General features: G+C 64.6%; 17 protein-coding genes. 12 read left to right on the top strand and 5 right to left on the bottom strand.

Annotation, left to right across the window (positions count from 1 at the left end; all coding sequences use genetic code 11):
- The first annotated feature begins 140 nt into the window (after positions 1-140).
- The 8 genes from nifV (at position 141) to QXZ94_RS16530 (ending at position 6,678) form a co-directional block, all read left to right on the top strand.
- The gene (gene nifV / locus QXZ94_RS16565; protein ID WP_315721303.1) at positions 141-1,280 is read left to right on the top strand and encodes a homocitrate synthase; all 1,140 of its coding nucleotides are present in this window, start codon (positions 141-143) and stop codon (positions 1,278-1,280) included.
- Between the two features lie 2 nt (positions 1,281-1,282).
- The gene (gene cysE, locus QXZ94_RS16560) at positions 1,283-2,074 is read left to right on the top strand and encodes a serine O-acetyltransferase (RefSeq protein ID WP_315721302.1); all 792 of its coding nucleotides are present in this window, start codon (positions 1,283-1,285) and stop codon (positions 2,072-2,074) included.
- Positions 2,071-2,409 (top strand): nitrogenase stabilizing/protective protein NifW, encoded by a 339-nt coding sequence (gene nifW / locus QXZ94_RS16555; protein ID WP_315721301.1) that lies wholly within the window; start codon positions 2,071-2,073, stop codon positions 2,407-2,409. Before cysE ends, nifW begins: the two co-directional genes overlap by 4 nt.
- 259 nt (positions 2,410-2,668) lie before the next feature.
- Positions 2,669-3,514, top strand: a complete 846-nt coding sequence (locus QXZ94_RS16550; protein ID WP_315721300.1) for an electron transfer flavoprotein subunit beta/FixA family protein — start codon at positions 2,669-2,671, stop codon at positions 3,512-3,514.
- A 35-nt stretch (positions 3,515-3,549) separates the two neighbouring features.
- On the top strand, positions 3,550-4,656 hold the full coding sequence (locus QXZ94_RS16545) for an electron transfer flavoprotein subunit alpha/FixB family protein (RefSeq protein WP_172132843.1): 1,107 nt from the start codon (positions 3,550-3,552) through the stop codon (positions 4,654-4,656).
- 22 nt (positions 4,657-4,678) lie between these two features.
- Positions 4,679-5,986, top strand: coding sequence for an FAD-dependent monooxygenase (locus tag QXZ94_RS16540; RefSeq protein ID WP_315721299.1), 1,308 nt, complete (start codon positions 4,679-4,681; stop codon positions 5,984-5,986).
- 40 nt (positions 5,987-6,026) lie between these two features.
- On the top strand, positions 6,027-6,323 hold the full coding sequence (locus QXZ94_RS16535) for a ferredoxin family protein (RefSeq protein WP_315721298.1): 297 nt from the start codon (positions 6,027-6,029) through the stop codon (positions 6,321-6,323).
- Positions 6,324-6,471: 148 nt separating this feature from the next.
- Entirely contained in the window at positions 6,472-6,678 is a 207-nt protein-coding gene (locus QXZ94_RS16530) for a molybdopterin-binding protein (RefSeq protein ID WP_172112537.1), read from the top strand.
- A gap of 7 nt (positions 6,679-6,685) precedes the next feature.
- Here QXZ94_RS16530 and QXZ94_RS16525 read toward each other — a convergent pair whose 3' ends face one another.
- Positions 6,686-7,279, bottom strand: coding sequence for a DUF2478 domain-containing protein (locus tag QXZ94_RS16525; protein WP_172132844.1), 594 nt, complete (start codon positions 7,277-7,279; stop codon positions 6,686-6,688).
- Positions 7,280-7,398: 119 nt separating this feature from the next.
- On the opposite strand from QXZ94_RS16525, the gene modD reads away from it, so the two are divergent.
- Positions 7,399-8,265 (top strand): ModD protein, encoded by an 867-nt coding sequence (modD, locus tag QXZ94_RS16520; protein ID WP_315726313.1) that lies wholly within the window; start codon positions 7,399-7,401, stop codon positions 8,263-8,265.
- On the opposite strand, the gene QXZ94_RS16515 is transcribed toward modD, so the two are convergent.
- The 4 genes from QXZ94_RS16515 to QXZ94_RS16500 all read right to left on the bottom strand — a co-directional run bounded on the left by QXZ94_RS16515 (position 8,266) and on the right by QXZ94_RS16500 (position 13,252).
- Positions 8,266-10,626, bottom strand: coding sequence for an ABC transporter substrate-binding protein (locus tag QXZ94_RS16515; RefSeq protein ID WP_409998752.1), 2,361 nt, complete (start codon positions 10,624-10,626; stop codon positions 8,266-8,268). It abuts the gene before it with no gap.
- Between the two features lie 102 nt (positions 10,627-10,728).
- Positions 10,729-11,646 (bottom strand): sel1 repeat family protein, encoded by a 918-nt coding sequence (locus tag QXZ94_RS16510; protein ID WP_315721297.1) that lies wholly within the window; start codon positions 11,644-11,646, stop codon positions 10,729-10,731.
- 503 nt (positions 11,647-12,149) lie between these two features.
- A complete protein-coding gene (locus tag QXZ94_RS16505) occupies positions 12,150-12,695 on the bottom strand; it encodes a carboxymuconolactone decarboxylase family protein (RefSeq protein WP_315721296.1) in 546 nt (181 codons plus the stop codon).
- A gap of 2 nt (positions 12,696-12,697) precedes the next feature.
- Positions 12,698-13,252, bottom strand: coding sequence for a peroxiredoxin (locus QXZ94_RS16500; RefSeq protein ID WP_172132846.1), 555 nt, complete (start codon positions 13,250-13,252; stop codon positions 12,698-12,700).
- 588 nt (positions 13,253-13,840) lie between these two features.
- On the opposite strand from QXZ94_RS16500, the gene QXZ94_RS16495 reads away from it, so the two are divergent.
- Genes QXZ94_RS16495 through QXZ94_RS16485 form a run of 3 tightly spaced genes read left to right on the top strand, consistent with a single transcriptional unit; the run spans position 13,841 to position 16,565 of the window.
- Positions 13,841-14,884 carry an ABC transporter substrate-binding protein gene (locus tag QXZ94_RS16495; RefSeq protein WP_315721295.1) on the top strand — a complete coding sequence of 348 codons (1,044 nt, stop codon included), beginning with the start codon at positions 13,841-13,843 and terminating at the stop codon, positions 14,882-14,884.
- The gene (locus QXZ94_RS16490) at positions 14,881-15,702 is read left to right on the top strand and encodes an ABC transporter ATP-binding protein (RefSeq protein ID WP_315721294.1); all 822 of its coding nucleotides are present in this window, start codon (positions 14,881-14,883) and stop codon (positions 15,700-15,702) included. Before QXZ94_RS16495 ends, QXZ94_RS16490 begins: the two co-directional genes overlap by 4 nt.
- Positions 15,699-16,565: an ABC transporter permease gene (locus tag QXZ94_RS16485; RefSeq protein WP_315721293.1), complete on the top strand. Its 867-nt coding sequence runs from the start codon at positions 15,699-15,701 to the stop codon at positions 16,563-16,565. The genes QXZ94_RS16490 and QXZ94_RS16485 overlap by 4 nt, the downstream gene beginning before the upstream one ends.
- Positions 16,566-16,593 lie beyond the last annotated feature (28 nt).

Raw genomic sequence — 16,593 nt, 5'->3', positions numbered from 1 at the left:
CGTCGAGCTCTGGCGGTCGACACAGGTTGCGACGGAGCAAGTGAATGCCTGACGTCCTCGGACCGCGCGGGCCCAAGACTAGCAGCAGGAATGTCCGGGATGCCGGCTCCACTCTTGGGAGCACCGTCTCGGGGAGCCCGATGCCCCGGGTCATCTTGAACGACACCACGCTCCGCGATGGCGAGCAGGCTCCGGGCGTCGCCTTCGCCCTCACCGAGAAGGTCGCGATCGCCCGCGCGCTTGCGCGGGCCGGCGTTCCCGAGATCGAGGCCGGCACCCCGGCCATGGGCCCCGACGAGATTGCCGCCATCCGCGCGATCGTCGAGGCCGGCCTGCCGGCGACCATCATCGGCTGGTGCCGGATGCGCGAGGCCGACGTCGATGCCGCGATCGCCGCGGGCGTTTCGATGGTGAATGTCTCCATCCCGACATCGGACGTGCAGATCGCCGCCAAGCTCGGCGGCGGCCGGAGTGCTGCGCTGGAGCTGCTCAAGCGCGTCGTGGGTTATGCCAGGAGCCGAGGATTGGCGGTCGCCGTCGGCGGCGAGGACTCGTCGCGCGCGGATGTCGGCTTTCTTACCGAAGTGATCGCGACCGCAAAGGCGCTCGGTGCGCGCCGTTTCCGTGTCGCCGATACGCTGAGCGTGCTCGATCCAGATGCGACCTCGGCGCTGGTCGGAGCCTTGCGCGCGACGACCGACCTGGAGATCGAATTTCACGGTCATGACGATCTTGGTCTCGCCACCGCCAACACGCTGGCCGCGGTCAAGGCGGGCGCGACGCACGCATCCGTCACGGTGATCGGGCTCGGCGAACGTGCCGGTAATGCACCGCTGGAGGAGGTCGCCGTCGCGCTGCGGCAGCTCTACGGCCGCGAGACCGGCATCGTGCTGGCCGAGCTCGATCAAGTCGCCAATGTCGTGGCCGCCGCCGCGGCACGCGCGATTCCGCTCAACAAGGCGATCGTCGGCGAGCACGTCTTTACCCACGAGTCGGGAATTCACGTTGACGGTCTGCTCAAGGACCAGCGCACCTATCAGGCGCTCGATCCGATGCTGTTCGGCCGTTCCAACCGGATCGTGATCGGCAAGCATTCAGGTCTCTCGGCGATCACCTCGCTGCTGTCGGATCTGCGCCTGCCGGCAAGCGCCGACCAGGCGCAACGTATCCTCGCGCGCGTGCGCAAGCATGCGGTCGCGCACAAGGGGCCGGTGCCGAAGGAAGCCGTTGCCGCCATCTGGCGCGAAGTCTGTGATCACCCGCACGCGAGCTTTGCCTGAGCATGACCGATATCGTGGACAACCCGATCGCCAAGCCTGTCGCCGCCGAAGCCAGCCCGCCCTCGCTGTTCCGGCTGATCCGCGAGGACATCGGCTGCGTCCGCTCGCGCGATCCGGCGGCGCGCAGCGAGATCGAGACCCTTTTGACCTATCCCGGCATCCACGCGCTGATCTGGCATCGCCTCGCGCATCGCTTCTGGATCAGCGGCTGGCGGTTTCCGGCGCGGCTGCTGTCGTGGCTCGGACGCTTCCTGTCCAATGTCGACATCCATCCGGGCGCGCAGATCGGCCGCCGCTTCTTCATCGACCACGGCGCCTGTGTCGTGATCGGCGAGACCGCCGAGGTCGGCGACGATGTCACGCTGTATCACGGCGTCACGCTGGGCGGCACGTCGTGGTCGCCGGGCAAGCGCCATCCGACCTTGGAGAACGGCGTCGTCGTCGGTGCCGGCGCCAAGATTCTCGGACCGATCACGATCGGTCCGCGCACGCGCGTGGGCGCCAACTCCGTCGTCATCCAGAGCACGCCGCCGGATGTCACCGTGGTCGGCATTCCAGCCAAGGTCGTGCGGCCGGAGTTCACGCACCGTCGCACGGTCGGACGCATCGATCTCGATCATCACCTGATGCCCGATCCGGTCGGCGAGGCGCTGTCGGTGATGCTCGACCGCATCGAGTTCCTCGAAGCGCAGCTCGCGCATGTCCGGCAGAAGGTGCGCCAGGGACCACCGCCACCGGCGCCGATCAACGGATGCGAAGTTGACCCGACTTTGACTCAAGGAGCGAAGCAATGACTGCGGCAACACTGAATGTGCTCGAGCAACTGAAGCAGACGTCAGCGGCAGAGGAGTTCTTCAAGCTGCTCGGCGTCGACTATGATCCGAAAGTGCTGAACGTCTGCCGCCTGCACATCCTGAGGCGGATGGGGCAGTATCTCGTCAGCGAGGACTTCTCGGATGTCCCCAACGAGGAGATCGCGACGCGCTGCAAATCGTTCCTCGAGCAGGCCTACCAGGACTTCGTGGTATCGACGCCCCTCGACCAGCGCGTCTTCAAGGTGCTCAAGGAAGCCGTGGCGCCGCCGAAGCCGGCGCCCAAGCCGTTCGTGTCGCTGACGACGCTCAAGTAGCAGGCGAACTCATCACCACAACAGCAAGCGCCGCCAGCTCCACTGGCGGCGCTTCTGCTTTCAAGGCCGTTGGCTTGCCGAGCAGCCTCTGTCGTATTCCCGACGCGTGTTGCTTGCGACGTGTCGGACCTCTGCACCGATCCCGAGCAGCCACGCAGGCGCCTGCGCCAACCTATTGAATCCGGATCGATATTCGTTGCGATCCAAACTGGTACGACAATTGCTGTCCTCATCGCAGGCTCAACACCGGAGTGATCGCATGCATATCGTCGTCTGCATCAAGCAGGTCCCGGACTCCGCGCAGATCCGCGTCCACCCGGTGACCAACACCATCATGCGCCAGGGTGTGCCCACCATCATCAATCCCTACGACCTGTTCGCGCTCGAAGCCGCGCTGCAGCTGCGCGACAAGTTCGGCGGCGAAGTGACCGTGCTGACGATGGGCCCGCCCTCGGCCGAGGACTCACTGCGCCGCGCGCTCACCTACGGGGCCGATCGCGCCGTGCTGCTGACGGATCGCTTCTTCGCCGGTGCCGATACGCTGGCGACGACCTATGCGCTGGCCACCGCCATCCGCAAGATCAGCGAGACGTTCGGCGCGCCCGACATCGTGTTCACCGGCAAGCAGACGATCGACGGCGACACCGCGCAGGTCGGGCCCGGCATCGCCAAGCGCCTCGGCCTGTTGCAACTGACCTATGTGGCCAAGATCAACGAGGTCGATCCCGCCGCGCGCACCATCGAAGCCGAGCGCCGCTCGGAAGGCGGCGTGCAGGTGCTCAAGACCAGGCTGCCTTGTCTTGTCACGATGCTGGAGGCCACCAACGAGATCCGCCGCGGCGCCATGGCCGACGCGCTGCGCGCCGCGCGGGCGCAGATCGTGACCTGGAGCGCCAAGGACGCCGGTGTCGAGGACATCTCCAAGTGCGGCCTGAAGGGCTCGCCGACCATCGTCAAGCGCGTGTTCGCGCCGTCGGCGCGCGCTGAGAAGGCTGTCTTCGTCGATTTCGCCAATCGCCCGCCGGCTGAGGCGCTGATCGAGGAGCTTTTCAAGCGCCAGCCGAAGCTGGAAGCCGAACTGATCTCATCGGCGCACGGCTTCTGACCAACGGCTTTTGACGGATCAAGGGAACGACGACCATGAGCGAACCCACCAAAGCACCGCCTGCCGCAGCCGGTCGCGCCGCGACCAAGAAGGAGCTGCCGGAGCATTTCAAGGCCTACAAGCACGTCTGGGTGTTCATCGAGCAGGAGCGCGGCCAGGTTCACCCGGTCTCGTGGGAGCTGATGGGCGCCGGCCGCAAGCTCGCCGACAAGCTCAAGGTCGACCTCGCGGCCGTCGTCATCGGCCCGCCCGGGGAAGCCGTTCAGCATGCTGCAGCCGAGTCGTTCTGTTACGGCGCGGATCTCGCTTATATCGTGTCCGACGACGTTCTCACGGATTATCGCAACGAGGCGTATACGAAGGCGTTGACCGACGTCGTCAACACGTTCAAGCCGGAGATCCTGCTGCTCGGTGCCACCACGCTCGGCCGCGATCTCGCGGGCTCGGTGGCGACGACCCTGCTCACCGGCCTGACCGCCGACTGCACGGAGCTCGATGTCGATGCCGACGGCTCGCTGGCGGCCACGCGGCCGACCTTCGGCGGCTCGCTGCTCTGCACGATCTACACGTTGAACTACCGGCCGCAGATGGCGACGGTGCGCCCGCGCGTCATGCCGATGCCGGATCGCGTGGAAAAGCCTGCGACGCGCGTGATCGAGCACAAGCTCGGGCTGGTCGAAGAGGACATCGTCACCAAGGTGCTGTCCTTCATTCCAGATCGCGACTCGGCAAAGTCCAATCTCGCTTATGCCGACGTCGTCGTCGCAGGTGGGCTGGGGCTCGGCTCGCCGGAGAACTTCCAACTCGTCAAGGGACTTGCCGCCGTGCTGGGCGCCGAGTTCGGCTGCTCGCGACCGCTGGTGCAGAAGGGCTGGGTCACCTCCGATCGCCAGATCGGGCAGACCGGCAAGACCATTCGCCCCAAGCTCTATATTGCCGCCGGCATCTCCGGCGCGATCCAGCATCGGGTCGGCGTCGAGGGCGCCGACCTGATCGTCGCCATCAACACCGACAAGAACGCGCCGATCTTCGACTTCGCGCATGTCGGCATCGTTACCGACGCGATCCGGCTGCTGCCGGCGTTGACCGAGGCATTCCGCGCGCGTCTTTCGCCGCATTCGCGCGACCGCATCGCAAGCTAGGCACCAGAGAGGGAGCAGGGCAATGATCGAGGAACGTTTCGACGCGATCGTCGTAGGCGCCGGCATGGCCGGCAATGCGGCTGCGCTGACCATGGCCAAGCGCGGCATGAAGGTGCTGCAACTCGAGCGCGGTGAGTATTCCGGCTCGAAAAACGTACAGGGCGCGATCCTCTACGCCGACATGCTGGAGAAGCTCATTCCCGACTTCCGCGAGGAAGCGCCGCTCGAGCGGCATCTGGTCGAGCAACGCTTCTGGATGCTCGACGACAAGTCGCATGTCGGCCTGCACTACAAGTCGGACGACTTCAACGAGGAGAAGCCGAACCGCTACACGATCATCCGCGCCCAGTTCGACAAATGGTTCTCGTCCAAGGTCAAGGAAGCCGGCGCGACCGTGCTGTGTGAAACCACGGTCACCGAGCTGGCGCAGGATGCCTACGGCAAGGTGATCGGTGTCAAGACCGACCGGCGCGATGGCGAGATTCATGCCGATGTCGTCGTGCTCGCCGAGGGGGTCAACGGCCTGCTCGGCACCCGCGCCGGCCTGCGTGAGCGGCCGAAGCCGGAGAGCGTCGCGCTGGCGGTCAAGGAGATGCACTTCCTGCCGCGCGAGACGATCGAGGCGCGCTTCAATCTCAAGGGCGATGAGGGCGCGGTGATCGAGGCCGTCGGCACGATCTCCCGCGGAATGACCGGCATGGGCTTCATCTACTCCAACAAGGAGTGCATCTCGCTCGGCATCGGTTGTCTCGTCTCCGACTTCCAGAAGACCGGCGAGACGCCGTATGGTCTGCTCGAGCGCTTCAAGCAGCATCCGTCGGTGGCGCCGCTGATCGAGGGGTCCGAGGTCAAGGAATACTCGGCGCATCTCATTCCCGAAGGCGGCTACAACGCGATCCCGCAGCTCTGCGGCGATGGCTGGGTCGTGGTCGGCGACGCCGCCCAGCTCAACAATGCCATCCACCGCGAGGGTTCGAATCTGGCCATGACCTCGGGTCGGATCGCCGCCGAGGCGATCTTCCAGGTCAAGTCGCGCCGAGATCCCATGACCAAGGAGAACCTCTCGCTCTACAAGAAGATGCTGGAGGAGTCGTTCGTCATCAAGGACCTGAAGAAGTACAAGGACATGCCTGCGCTGCTGCACAACCAGTCGCAGAACTTCTTCCTCACCTATCCGCAGCTCGTCTCCAAGGCGATGCAGAACTTCGTGCGCGTGGACGGCACGCCGAAGAAGGAGAAGGAAAGCAGCACGCTGCGCTCGTTCGTCAGCGCGCGGTCGTGGACGGGGCTGTTCGGCGACGCGTTCCGCTTTGCGCGGGCGTGGCGATGATCGCTTGAGTGAACGAAACGGTTGCCAAGGGAGATCAGATATGAGCACGGATGTCGCAGTGCGGGTCGAAGACAAGCTGTTCTACAATCGCTATCAGGTCGATCCGGGCCGGGCCCATATCAAGGTCCGCCCGCATACGACGCCGACGCCGCAGCTGAAGGCACTCTTGAGGGCTTGCCCGGCGCGTTGCTACGAGCTCAACGACAAGGGGCAGGTCGAGATCACGGTGGACGGCTGCATCGAATGCGGCACCTGCCGCGTCATCGGCGAGGCCAGCGGCGACATCGAGTGGAGCTATCCGCGCGGCGGCTACGGCGTTCTGTTCAAGTTCGGCTGAATGACGCTGAGGGAATGGCGCACCGTCATAAGACACATGATCGCGGCGCCAAATGCTATATCGCAGTTGATATAGGTCATTGAATTCGGGGCGCTCCTCTGCTTACATGCTGCTGCAGCAACGATGCTGCAGCAGATGGGAGCAGCACGTGAAACTGAGCGCACGAAACGTCTTGCCGGGGAAGGTGATCTCCGTATCCAAGGGCGCGACCACGGCCCATGTCAGGGTCGAGCTCGCTCCGGGGCTCACGGTCTTTTCAGCGATCACCAACGAGGCCGTGGACGAGCTCGCGCTCGCGGTCGGCGACACCGTCTCAGCCGTGATCAAGTCATCGGACGTGATGATCGGCAAATAGCACGCGATCACGATGATGGATGAGCCGTCTTGCGATCCTCAGCCGGGGCCGACGCCTGTGGGCTCACCGTCAGCCACCATGCATCCATCGCCGTGCGGGTCGCCGGCAGCAGGGCGCCGAGATCGCCGGTGAAGACGCGCCAATCCTCGATGCATTTCTGCGGCACGGCGGTCAGCACCGGAATTCCGGATGTGATTGCATCGGCCAGCTCGCCGCGCAGTCCGCTCCCCGACGCTTCCTGCTTGGAGAATTTGTTGATCACGATGAGGTCGGCATGGGCCGCGATGGCGCGGTGAACGGCCATGCCGGCTTCGGCAAGGCCGGCCGCATCCAGCTTGCAGGCGGTCGAGCCGCTGCCGAGGTCCTGGCAGATCGAGATCGTATCGCCATTGCCGAGGTCGATGACGTCCATCCCGCTCTTCCTGCCGATCTCGTCTCGGGTGTTGCGCTGAACGATGCCGCCGACGCGGACCCCTCGCAGCACCAGTCCTTGGACAAAATCGTCCAGCAGCACATCGGCATCGTCGCCCGGCCCATAGAGAATGGCGGCGAGGCGGGGCGGATTGAGCTCAGCCGGCTCTTGAAGATCGGGCGGTATCATGCGTTGACCTCGGGCGGCCGCCGTCGTTCCGAGCACATCCAGGCCGTGTCGGCCGGGCCATCGAGGTGCGGCAGCGCGCGGTAGGTATATCGAGAATATGGCCTCGGCACAAAGAGGAGATGCCGCACGTGTTGACCACCGCTCCCCGTCATGATCTGCAAGCTCTGCTTCGGGACGATGTTCCTTACGGCGACCTCACGACGGAGGCGCTGGGCATTGGGGCTGAAGCTGGACTGATGCAGTTCGCCGCGCGCGACCGCATGGTGCTGGCGTTGGCCGAGGACGCCGCTGCGCTGATCGAGCTGGCGGGGTGCCGTGTCGAACTGCACGCGACCAGCGGGACGGTGCTGGAGAAGGGCGCTCCGATCCTGCAGGCGCAGGGCGCTGCCGCGGGCCTGTTGCGGAGCTGGAAGGTGGCGCAGACGCTGATCGAGATCTGGTCGGGCGTGGCGACCGAGGCCGCAGCGATCGTGCGCGCGGCGCGTGCGGTCGTGCCCGGCATTGCCGTGGCCTGCACGCGCAAGAACGTGCCGGGCACGAAGTCGTTTGCGGTTGCCGCAGTCAAGGCGGGCGGCGCCGTCATGCATCGGCTCGGCCTGTCCGAGACCATTCTCGTGTTTCCCGAGCATCGCGCGTTTCTCGGCGATACGCCGCTGGCGGATATAGGGGAGCGGTTGCGCCGTACCGCTCCGGAGAAGCGGCTCGTCATCGAGGTGACGTCGGTCGAGCAGGCCATCGCTGCCGCTGCCGCGGGCTTCGATGTGATTCAGGCGGAGAAGTTTCCGCCCGAGGACATCGAGGCGCTGGCGGTACGCATGAGAACGCTGCCGAGACGGTCGATCATCGCCGCCGCGGGTGGCGTCAACGCGCAGAACGCCGCGGCCTATGCCGCCGCTGGCGCCGATGTGTTGGTCACCTCGGCGCCCTATCTTGCCCGTCCCTGCGATGTGCAGGTGAGGATCACGGGTGCCTCGGTCACGGCCTGATCATGGCTTCGGGCTTGCTGCGGCTGGCCGCTTCTGGCGGTTGGCGCGCCATTCCAGGAATTCACGGAACAGCTTGGGGTCGTTGGGGGCGTTGCTGGCTTGCAGATCGCCCGCCTGGGCGTTGGCGCCCATGACTTGGGGGGCCGGCATATTGCGGTCGAGCCATTCCTGTGCCGTCTTGAACCGCGTCCAGCCGGCGATCGGCGCCAGTGGCGCGACTTCGAGCCATTTCGGATGAAATGGCGGCCGCTGCAGGGCCTGCATGTTGTTGAACAACGCCTCGACGAGTAGCGACAGGCGGCGATGACGATCGCTGCCCGGCTGCCAGTTGAACGATGCCAGCAAGGCCTCGGCTGCGATCGTATTCACCGGGGCCGAGGCACTGACGAGGTTGGGATAGTCTTCGGCCGACAGCTTGGCGGGGAGATAATCGTCATGCAGGGCCTTGTCGTATTCGACAGGCACGAGATGCAGGTTCGGGTCGTTGACTTGGCTCAGCCATTGCAGCGGCTTGCCCTCGACGGCGATGATGGCGTCGATGTCGCCTTTGCGCAGCATGTCCAGCGCCAGCCGCGGCTCGATGTAGAGAAGGTGCGGCCTGATCCCCAGACGCTCGAACACGTTGATCGACGTGACGAAGGTGCCGCCGTCGGGCAGGTCGACCGCGATGGTCTTGCCGTCGAGGTCGCTCAGGCTGGTGATCGATTTCGGCGCGACCACGTGCATCTCTTCGTTGAACAGCTTGGCGACATAGGCCAGCTGCTCGCGCACATTGTTGGCGAAATCCTTGCGCTCGAGAAAGGCCAGCGTGTCCTTGCGGATGATGCCCGCGTCGACGCCGCGCAGCAGCAGGATGTCGGCGACCGATTGGACCGAGCCCCGCCCGATCACCGGAAGAACACGCAGCTCGGTTCCCTTATCCAGCACCGAGGAGAGATCCGCGCCCATGTTCGCATAGGTACTGCCGAGCGATCCAGTCATCAGCGTCACCGTATTGGCGTTCAGCTGATTGGCGAGATCGCGCTTGGCGTTGCCGTAGCGGAAGATGGTCTTGAAGGAATCGCTGACGCTGCCGGGATCGGTTCCGCTGCGGACCGGCCCGAACCGCTGCCACCGGCCGCCGGTGAACTGTCCCATCTGCATCTGCTCCAGTGGGGCATGATCGTAGGCGCTGGTATTGATGTTGATTCCGGGCGTCAGCATCGGCAGCACGAGGCCCTTCAGCGAGCGGGCCTGCCGCATGACGTTGTCGCGCGAGAGGTCGTCGCCGCAGGCCTTCAGCACCGCGACCATGGTGCTGGCGGCCAGATAGCTGTAGATCGTGAGCCCATTGTTCTTGGACACGTCCGGCAGGTAGCGATCCATGAAGCTCGACCATGCCCGGTAGGCAGGGTCGCTCGTCGTCGTGGCGTCGTCGCCCTCCAGGTAATAGCCGGCGGACAGCAGGCCCTCGGCGCTCTGCAGCTCCGCCGCCGACATCAGCGACGTGACGGATTTCGACACCGTGGAGATGATGTGATCGGGCCGCCAGCCGATCTCGGCGGCCCGGCGGATCGCCATCGCGGTGAATTTCGGCGTGGCGATGTCGAAGAAGATGTCTGCGCCGGATGCCTTCAGGACCGCGATCTGCTGGTTGACGTTGGCGTCCGTCACCTTGTACGCCGCCTCCGCGACGATCGGGATCTTGCCGCCAAGTCCGTCCCTCAGGCCCTTGACGTAGTCCTTTCCGAAGTCGTCGTCCTGATAGAGGATTGCGATCTTGCCGCGGGTCCGTGTCTCCAGCAGGTATTGCGCATAGATGTGCGCCTCGGCCTGGTAGCTTGGCTGGAAGCCCATCGTCCAAGGAAAATCGCGCGGTTCGTCCCACATCGAGGAGCCCGAGGCGACGAACAGCTGCGGGACCTTGTTGGCGTTCAGATAAGGTCGGACCGCGGCGTTGGTCGTGGTGCCGAGGCTCGCGAAGGTCAGCAGGACCTTGTCCTCCTCGACGAGCTTGCGCGTCAGGTCCATCGTCTTCTGCGGAGAATAGGCGTCGTCATAGGAGATGAAGGTGATCCGCCGGCCATTGATGCCGCCTTCGGCATTCACCTTGTTGAAATAGGCCGCGATGGTCTTGCCGATGACGCCATAGGCGAGGGCGGGGCCGCTATAGGGCATCGTGTTGCCGATACGGATTTCATTCTCGGCTGCGGCCGCCGTTCGATCGCCGGCCAGCGTGACCGGAGCGGACAGAGCCAGGGCAAGGCAGGCGGCCTTCGTGGCGCGGCTGGCGCGGACCATCTGATGAGGCCGCAACTGATGATCCTGGCTTCCTGTGGCGGTCCCGCCGGTGCCACCCGCCACGCCGATGCTCTGCATCATCAAATCCTCCCCTCGATGTCTTGTTCGTGAGCGCAGACGAGCACGGCCGCCCCTTCTTGCGAGAGCGGTCCGGATCGCGTTTGTGCGTTCCGATCTGATGAATTAGCGCGCTGCGGAGATGCGGCGGCTAGCTTCCGGCGATCCTTGCTCGGCAGCCCTGAGGTACCAGGCGCGTGCCTTGGCAGCGTCGGGAACGGCGCCGAGGAGCCGCGACTTCGTCAGCTCGACCGGGTCATAGGTACGCGCGAGCAGGAGAGACGCGTCGGCGATCCCGGCATCGGATAACCGGGTGAGGATCAGGCGCGCGCTTGCGACGTCGCCGGCGGCGAGCAGATCACGCCCCCGCTTCATGAGTCCGTCGACCTCGTCTCGGGGCAGTGAAACGGTCGGACGAGACGGTGCGGCCGGCAACATTGGCGGTTGGCTCGCGACCGGCGGGGCAGCCGCGGCCGGTGCGGGAGATGGCGGGGCCGACGGCCAGGCTCTCGTCGTCACATCGATGCTGCTGGGTGCCACGAGCGAAGCGACGGTCTGCGGCGGATCATCCTGGGCGACCTTGGCTTCCGCCGGGTCGATCTGGGCCAGGCTCTCCAGCACCGTCGACGGCATGATCTGGCTCTTGCCGCCCGGCACCGCCGCGCCATTGTCGAACGGGACCATGTTGACGATGATCATGGCAACGGATGCGGCGATGCCGACGGCCGCGCCGATCTTGATAAGGCCGCCAAGACGCGCCGACTTGTCGGAATCTTCCGGCGGCAGCGGCATGACGACCGGGTCGAGCTTCGCACTCCAGACACGACGCACCTCTTCATCGTCGAGATCGACGGCGGCCGGCCGCGCCGGCAGGAAGCTGGGCCGGGCAATCAGATGGTGCGGCAGCCGGGCGCCTTCCTCCGACATGTCGTGGGTCGCTGAGCCGGCGTCCGCCTGGTGTCGGCGCGGCGCATATTTGCGGAGCTCCTCGCTTGCCCAAGGCGGCGTCGGCTTGGCCGGATCGTTCTGACCTGGAGCACTCATCACTAGCCTCCTGTCTCCGACGAACGGATCGTGGGAGAGACCTTCAGGGCGTCGGGCGCGCGTGATCGAACCGAGGCTCGCATCATGCGCCATCGGAGAGACTTCGCCAACGCTGCCGTCGAGACTGACAGTTCCGGTTTCCTTCCGACACGCGCGCCACTGTTTTCGCGCGCCCTGGTCACAATCGATGTTGCTTGGCCCTCAGCTGATCAATGTTTCTTGGCGGGAAGCGTGAGCAGGTAAGGCTATTTGATGGAAATTTCCCGGCTGGCCATATCGATGAATTCTCGCCATGCGCGAGATCTCGGGCTGCCTCTGCTCAAGGCGGCAGGTCGGTCGGCAGTATCGGGATGCCGCACCCCATTCGACTTTGCCGCGAAGTCAGAGGCTTAGCTGGCCAAGCGGTTGCGCGCGCGGCGGTTGGTCATGCAACCAATGCGTGAATCGTCGGAAATGAAATGCGGCCGGACAATGCCGGCCGCATTCACATATCGGGTCGCTTTCTACTCAGCCGCCAGGGCGATCGTCACACCAGCGGCTTCGATCGCGACGGCAACCGACTGGATGATGGCGGCGAAGCGGACGGCGGTCTGGATCGCGGCGGTGCTGACACCCGCGTCCTGCAGAACCTTCTCGTGGGCGTCGATGCAGGTGCCGCAGCCGTTGATGGCCGACACCGCCAGCGACCACAGCTCGAAATCGGCCTTGTCGACGCCGGGATTGGCGATGACGTTCATCCGCAGCCGGGCCGGCATCGTCGCGTACTCCTTGTTCGAGGCAAGGTGCACGAAACGGTAGTAGACATTGTTCATCGCCATGATCGCGGCGGCCGACTTCGCCGCCGCCAAAGCCGCAGGCGACAAATGTGCGGCTGCGACCGATTCGAGAGCCGCCGTCACCGTCGGATTGCGAGTCGCAATCGCGCAGGCGACGAGCAGGCCGTATTTGGCCTGCACGGACAGCGTCTCGTCGGACGCCATGGACGACAGATTGAGCCTGACGTCCTTGGCGAAGTCCGGGATCTGATCCTTGAGCTGCTCGATCGACATGATCAAGCGACCTTCAGGGTCTCGCCGCCGACCTCGCGGTTGCACGGGCAGAGCTCGTCGGTCTGCAGGGCATCGAGGACACGCAGCGTGTCCTTGGGGGCGCGGCCGACGTTGAGGTTGGTGGCGTAGACGTGCTGGATCGTGTTGTCGGGATCGACGATGAAGGTGTAGCGATAGGCGACGCCGTCCGGCGAGCGGACGCCGAGGCCGTCAACCAGCGAGCCCTTGGTGTCGGCGAACTGCCAGATTGGGAGCTTGTGCAGATCCTTGTGGTCGCGGCGCCAGGCGAGCTTGCAGAACTCGTTGTCGGTCGAGCCGCCGAGCACGACGGCGTCCCGGTCGGCGAAGTCTTTCCCGAGGCGCGCGAACTCGGCGATTTCCGTCGGGCAGACGAACGTGAAGTCCTTCGGATAGAAAAAGATGATCTTCCATTTGCCGGGAAAGCTGGCTTCGGTCAGGGTTTCGAAGGCGCTCTCGCCTTTCTCCTCCTGAAGATGAAAACCGGGCTTCACACCGACGACTTCGAACGAAGGCAGCTGACTTCCAATTCCGAGCATGTCGCACTCCAAGAAATTTCTGCGCTGCAATAGCGAGGCGCATTGTGCATTGCAAGCGATATGCCATTAGCTATCAACATCAATGATTTGTCGCAAACGCGACAGTCAGTGCGGTGTTGCTGCAATTGCGAATGGGTGCGATGTTCGAGACGGCACCAAGCCGCTGGGAGGCCAAGGCGCCGCGTTCGATTCGTGACACCGGATGACGGTGCATGGATACGTGTCGAGCGTGCACGGGATGCAGACTGCATATAAGGGTTGATGCATCGTCGTCTCGGGAAGGTCGCGCCAGAGGCCCGATCTCACCTCATGCAGTTGCGGCGGAGCTGCATTTTCTTTGTGCGGCCTTAATGGCAAAATTGACATTATCGCCTCTGTTGCGATGCACGTTTGACCATGGCGACCCGTTAAGCGGCAGCAGGGCGACAACTGCTCGGCAGAGCGCAGGCGTCGCACGTCGCTGCGTGCCTCATCACGCTCGGTGTCGTCAGCTTTTGCGCAAATCGCGTCTGTTATTTCGCCTTGCTGCTGCACGTCACGACCATAGTCTCCTTTCAGATTTCAACGGTCTGGGAGGAGTTCTGCACCATGAGCGAACGTGTCTCGGCATCTGCGGGCGCAAGACCAACCATCGATCGACGTCGCTTCCTCGCGACGTCAGCGGCAATCGCGGCGGGGCTCGGCGCGCCCGCGTTGCTCGGGAGCGGTCGGGCCGCAGCAGCCGGCCTGAAGACGGTCCGCTTCAGCGAGGCCGTGCACAATCTCGGCTACATCAACCTCTACGTCGGCATGCATGCCGGTATCTTCAAGAAGAACGGCCTGGACATGCAGGTGAGCGCCGCGGGCGGCGACACCCAGACCTTCGCTGCCGTGCTCGGCGGCTCCGCTGATTTTGCCATCGGTGATGCCACCATGGCCCAGATCTCGCGCGAGAATGGCGGTCCTGGTGTGGTCGTCGGCACCGTGGTGCAGCGGGCGCATTACTTCGGCGTGTCGAAGACGCTGCAACCGATCACCGATCCCAAGGGCTTCAAGGGCCTGAAGATCGTGACATCGCCCGAGCCCAACACCAACTATAGCGTCGCCAAGCGCCTGCTGGAGAAGGCGGGCATGAAGGTCGGCGTCGATGCGACCATCGTGCCGGTCAACCCCGGGACCGAAATCGCGGCCATGCTGGCGGGGCAGGCCGACATCGCAATTGCCTATCAGCCGAGCGTGTCGGCCGCCGAGGCACAGGGCGCCAAGGTGGTGTTCGACTTCTCCAACTATATCGGCCCGTTCTGCAACACCGGCATCATGGTGCTGCCGACCACGATCCAGAAGGATCCCGAGATGGTGCAGGCGCTGGTGACCTCGTTCGAGGAGGCCTCGCGCAAGACCTACGCCGACCCTGCCTTCTCCAAGGAGGTCGCGCGCAAGGAATTTCCCGATCTTCCCGGCGAGGTCGTCGACAAGGCGATCGATGCCGAGCTGAAATATCTCATTCCGGCGCAATCGGTGATCACCAAGACGGATCAGTGGGCGAACCTGATGGAGATGCAGGTCTATCTCGGCAATGCCAAGGGCTCGGTGCCGTTCGACCAGATCATCGACAATTCCTTCGCGGAGAAGGCGATCGCCAGTCTCAAATGATTGAGACCGGCCTCAAGACGCAGACCGGCACGGGCGTCGCAGCGCCCGCGCCGCCGCTCGTGGTCGAGCATGTCGCCAAGAGCTACGAACTCGATGGCGGCGGGATCGTGCCCGTCATCGGCGATCTCAGCCTGACGTTGAGAGAAGGGGAGATCGTCAGCATCGTCGGTCCCTCAGGGTGCGGCAAGACCACGCTCCTGAATACGCTGTGCGGCCTGCTCGCGCCCGATGCCGGCCGCATCCGCTGGCATGGTCGCGAAGTCGCGGGCCAACCGCAGAACGTCGGCTACATGCTGCAAAAGGACCTGCTGCTGCCGTGGCGGACCGCGCTCGGCAATACGATGCTGGGGCTGGAGATCCGCGGCATGCCGTCGGGTCAGGCCGAGGACCGCTGCCGGGCCATGCTCGACCAGCTCGGTCTGCACGGCTTTGCCGACCACTATCCAACGACGTTGTCGGGCGGCATGCGGCAGCGCGTGGCGCTCGCCCGCACGCTCGTCAACGATCCCGATGTTCTGCTGCTGGACGAGCCGTTCGCGGCGCTGGATTTTCAGAGCAAGCTCCTGATCGAGAACGACACGGTCGGTCTGGTCCGGCAGGGACGCCGCTCGCTGCTGCTGATCACCCACGACATCGAGGAGGCCGTCTCGCTCGCCGACCGCGTGATCGTGCTGTCGAAGCGGCCGACGCAGATCAAGGCCGTCTACGACATCGCGCTCGGCGCCGATCGTCACGATGTCATCTCGGTCCGGCAGGCGCCCGGCTTCAGCGACTATGTCCGCAGCATCTGGGCCGATCTCGACGTGGTGCTGCAATGACAGCCGATGTCGACGCTGCGCCGGCTTCCTCGGGGGGCACGCCGACGTCCGTCGGCCCAGCTAAGCGTGCAACGTCCCAAGGGCGGCGCTGGCCGCGGCTGCGCAGCACGCTCACAGTGATCGTCACCCAGTTGGTCGTTCTCTCCGCCTTTCTCGCCTTCTGGGAATACATGACCGGGCAGAACAAGGCGGCCGCCTTCATGTTCGGCTCGCCGTCGGCCATCTTCAAGTTCCTGTCGCAGATGGCCTATGACGGCAGCCTGTGGCGTGACACCTATGTCACCGGCCTCGAGACCCTGCTCGGCTTCTTCGTCGGCAACTGCATCGGCACCTTGATCGGCCTGTCGTTGTGGTATTCGCGCTTCGTCTCCCGCGTCGTCGAGCCGTTCGTGATCGCGCTCGGCTCGATCCCGATCATTGCTCTGGCGCCCATCATCATCATCTGGTTTGGCACCGGCCTGATCTCGAAGGTCGCGATGTCGACCCTGTCGGTCGTCATCGTCGCGCTGGTAACCTCCTACAAGGGCGCGACGGGCGTCGATCCGGATCAGATCAACCTGTTTCGCACGCTCGGCGCCTCCAAGTTCCAGATCTTTCGCAAGCTGGTGGTCCCGGCGTCGCTGGCTGATATCTTCGCCGGCCTGAAGCTGACCGTCGGCTTTGCTCTGATCGGCGCGATCGTCGGCGAGTTCATGTCATCATCCGAGGGGCTCGGGCACGCCATCTTCAAGGCCGGCTCGCTGTACATCATCCCAAAGGTCTTTGCCGCACTGGTCGCGACCATCGCGCTGGCGCTGCTGCTGACCTTCGCGGTCGGCAAGATCGAGCAGCTGCTGATGCCGTGGCAGAGGCAGCAGCGATGAAGAATCCATGTCAGACATAGCGGGGAGC

This window comes from Bradyrhizobium sp. SZCCHNS2022 (assembly GCF_032377575.1).
Lineage (GTDB): Bacteria > Pseudomonadota > Alphaproteobacteria > Rhizobiales > Xanthobacteraceae > Bradyrhizobium > Bradyrhizobium aeschynomenes.
Note: the sequence above shows the minus strand (reverse complement) of the source record. Positions and strands in the feature narration are given on the sequence as shown.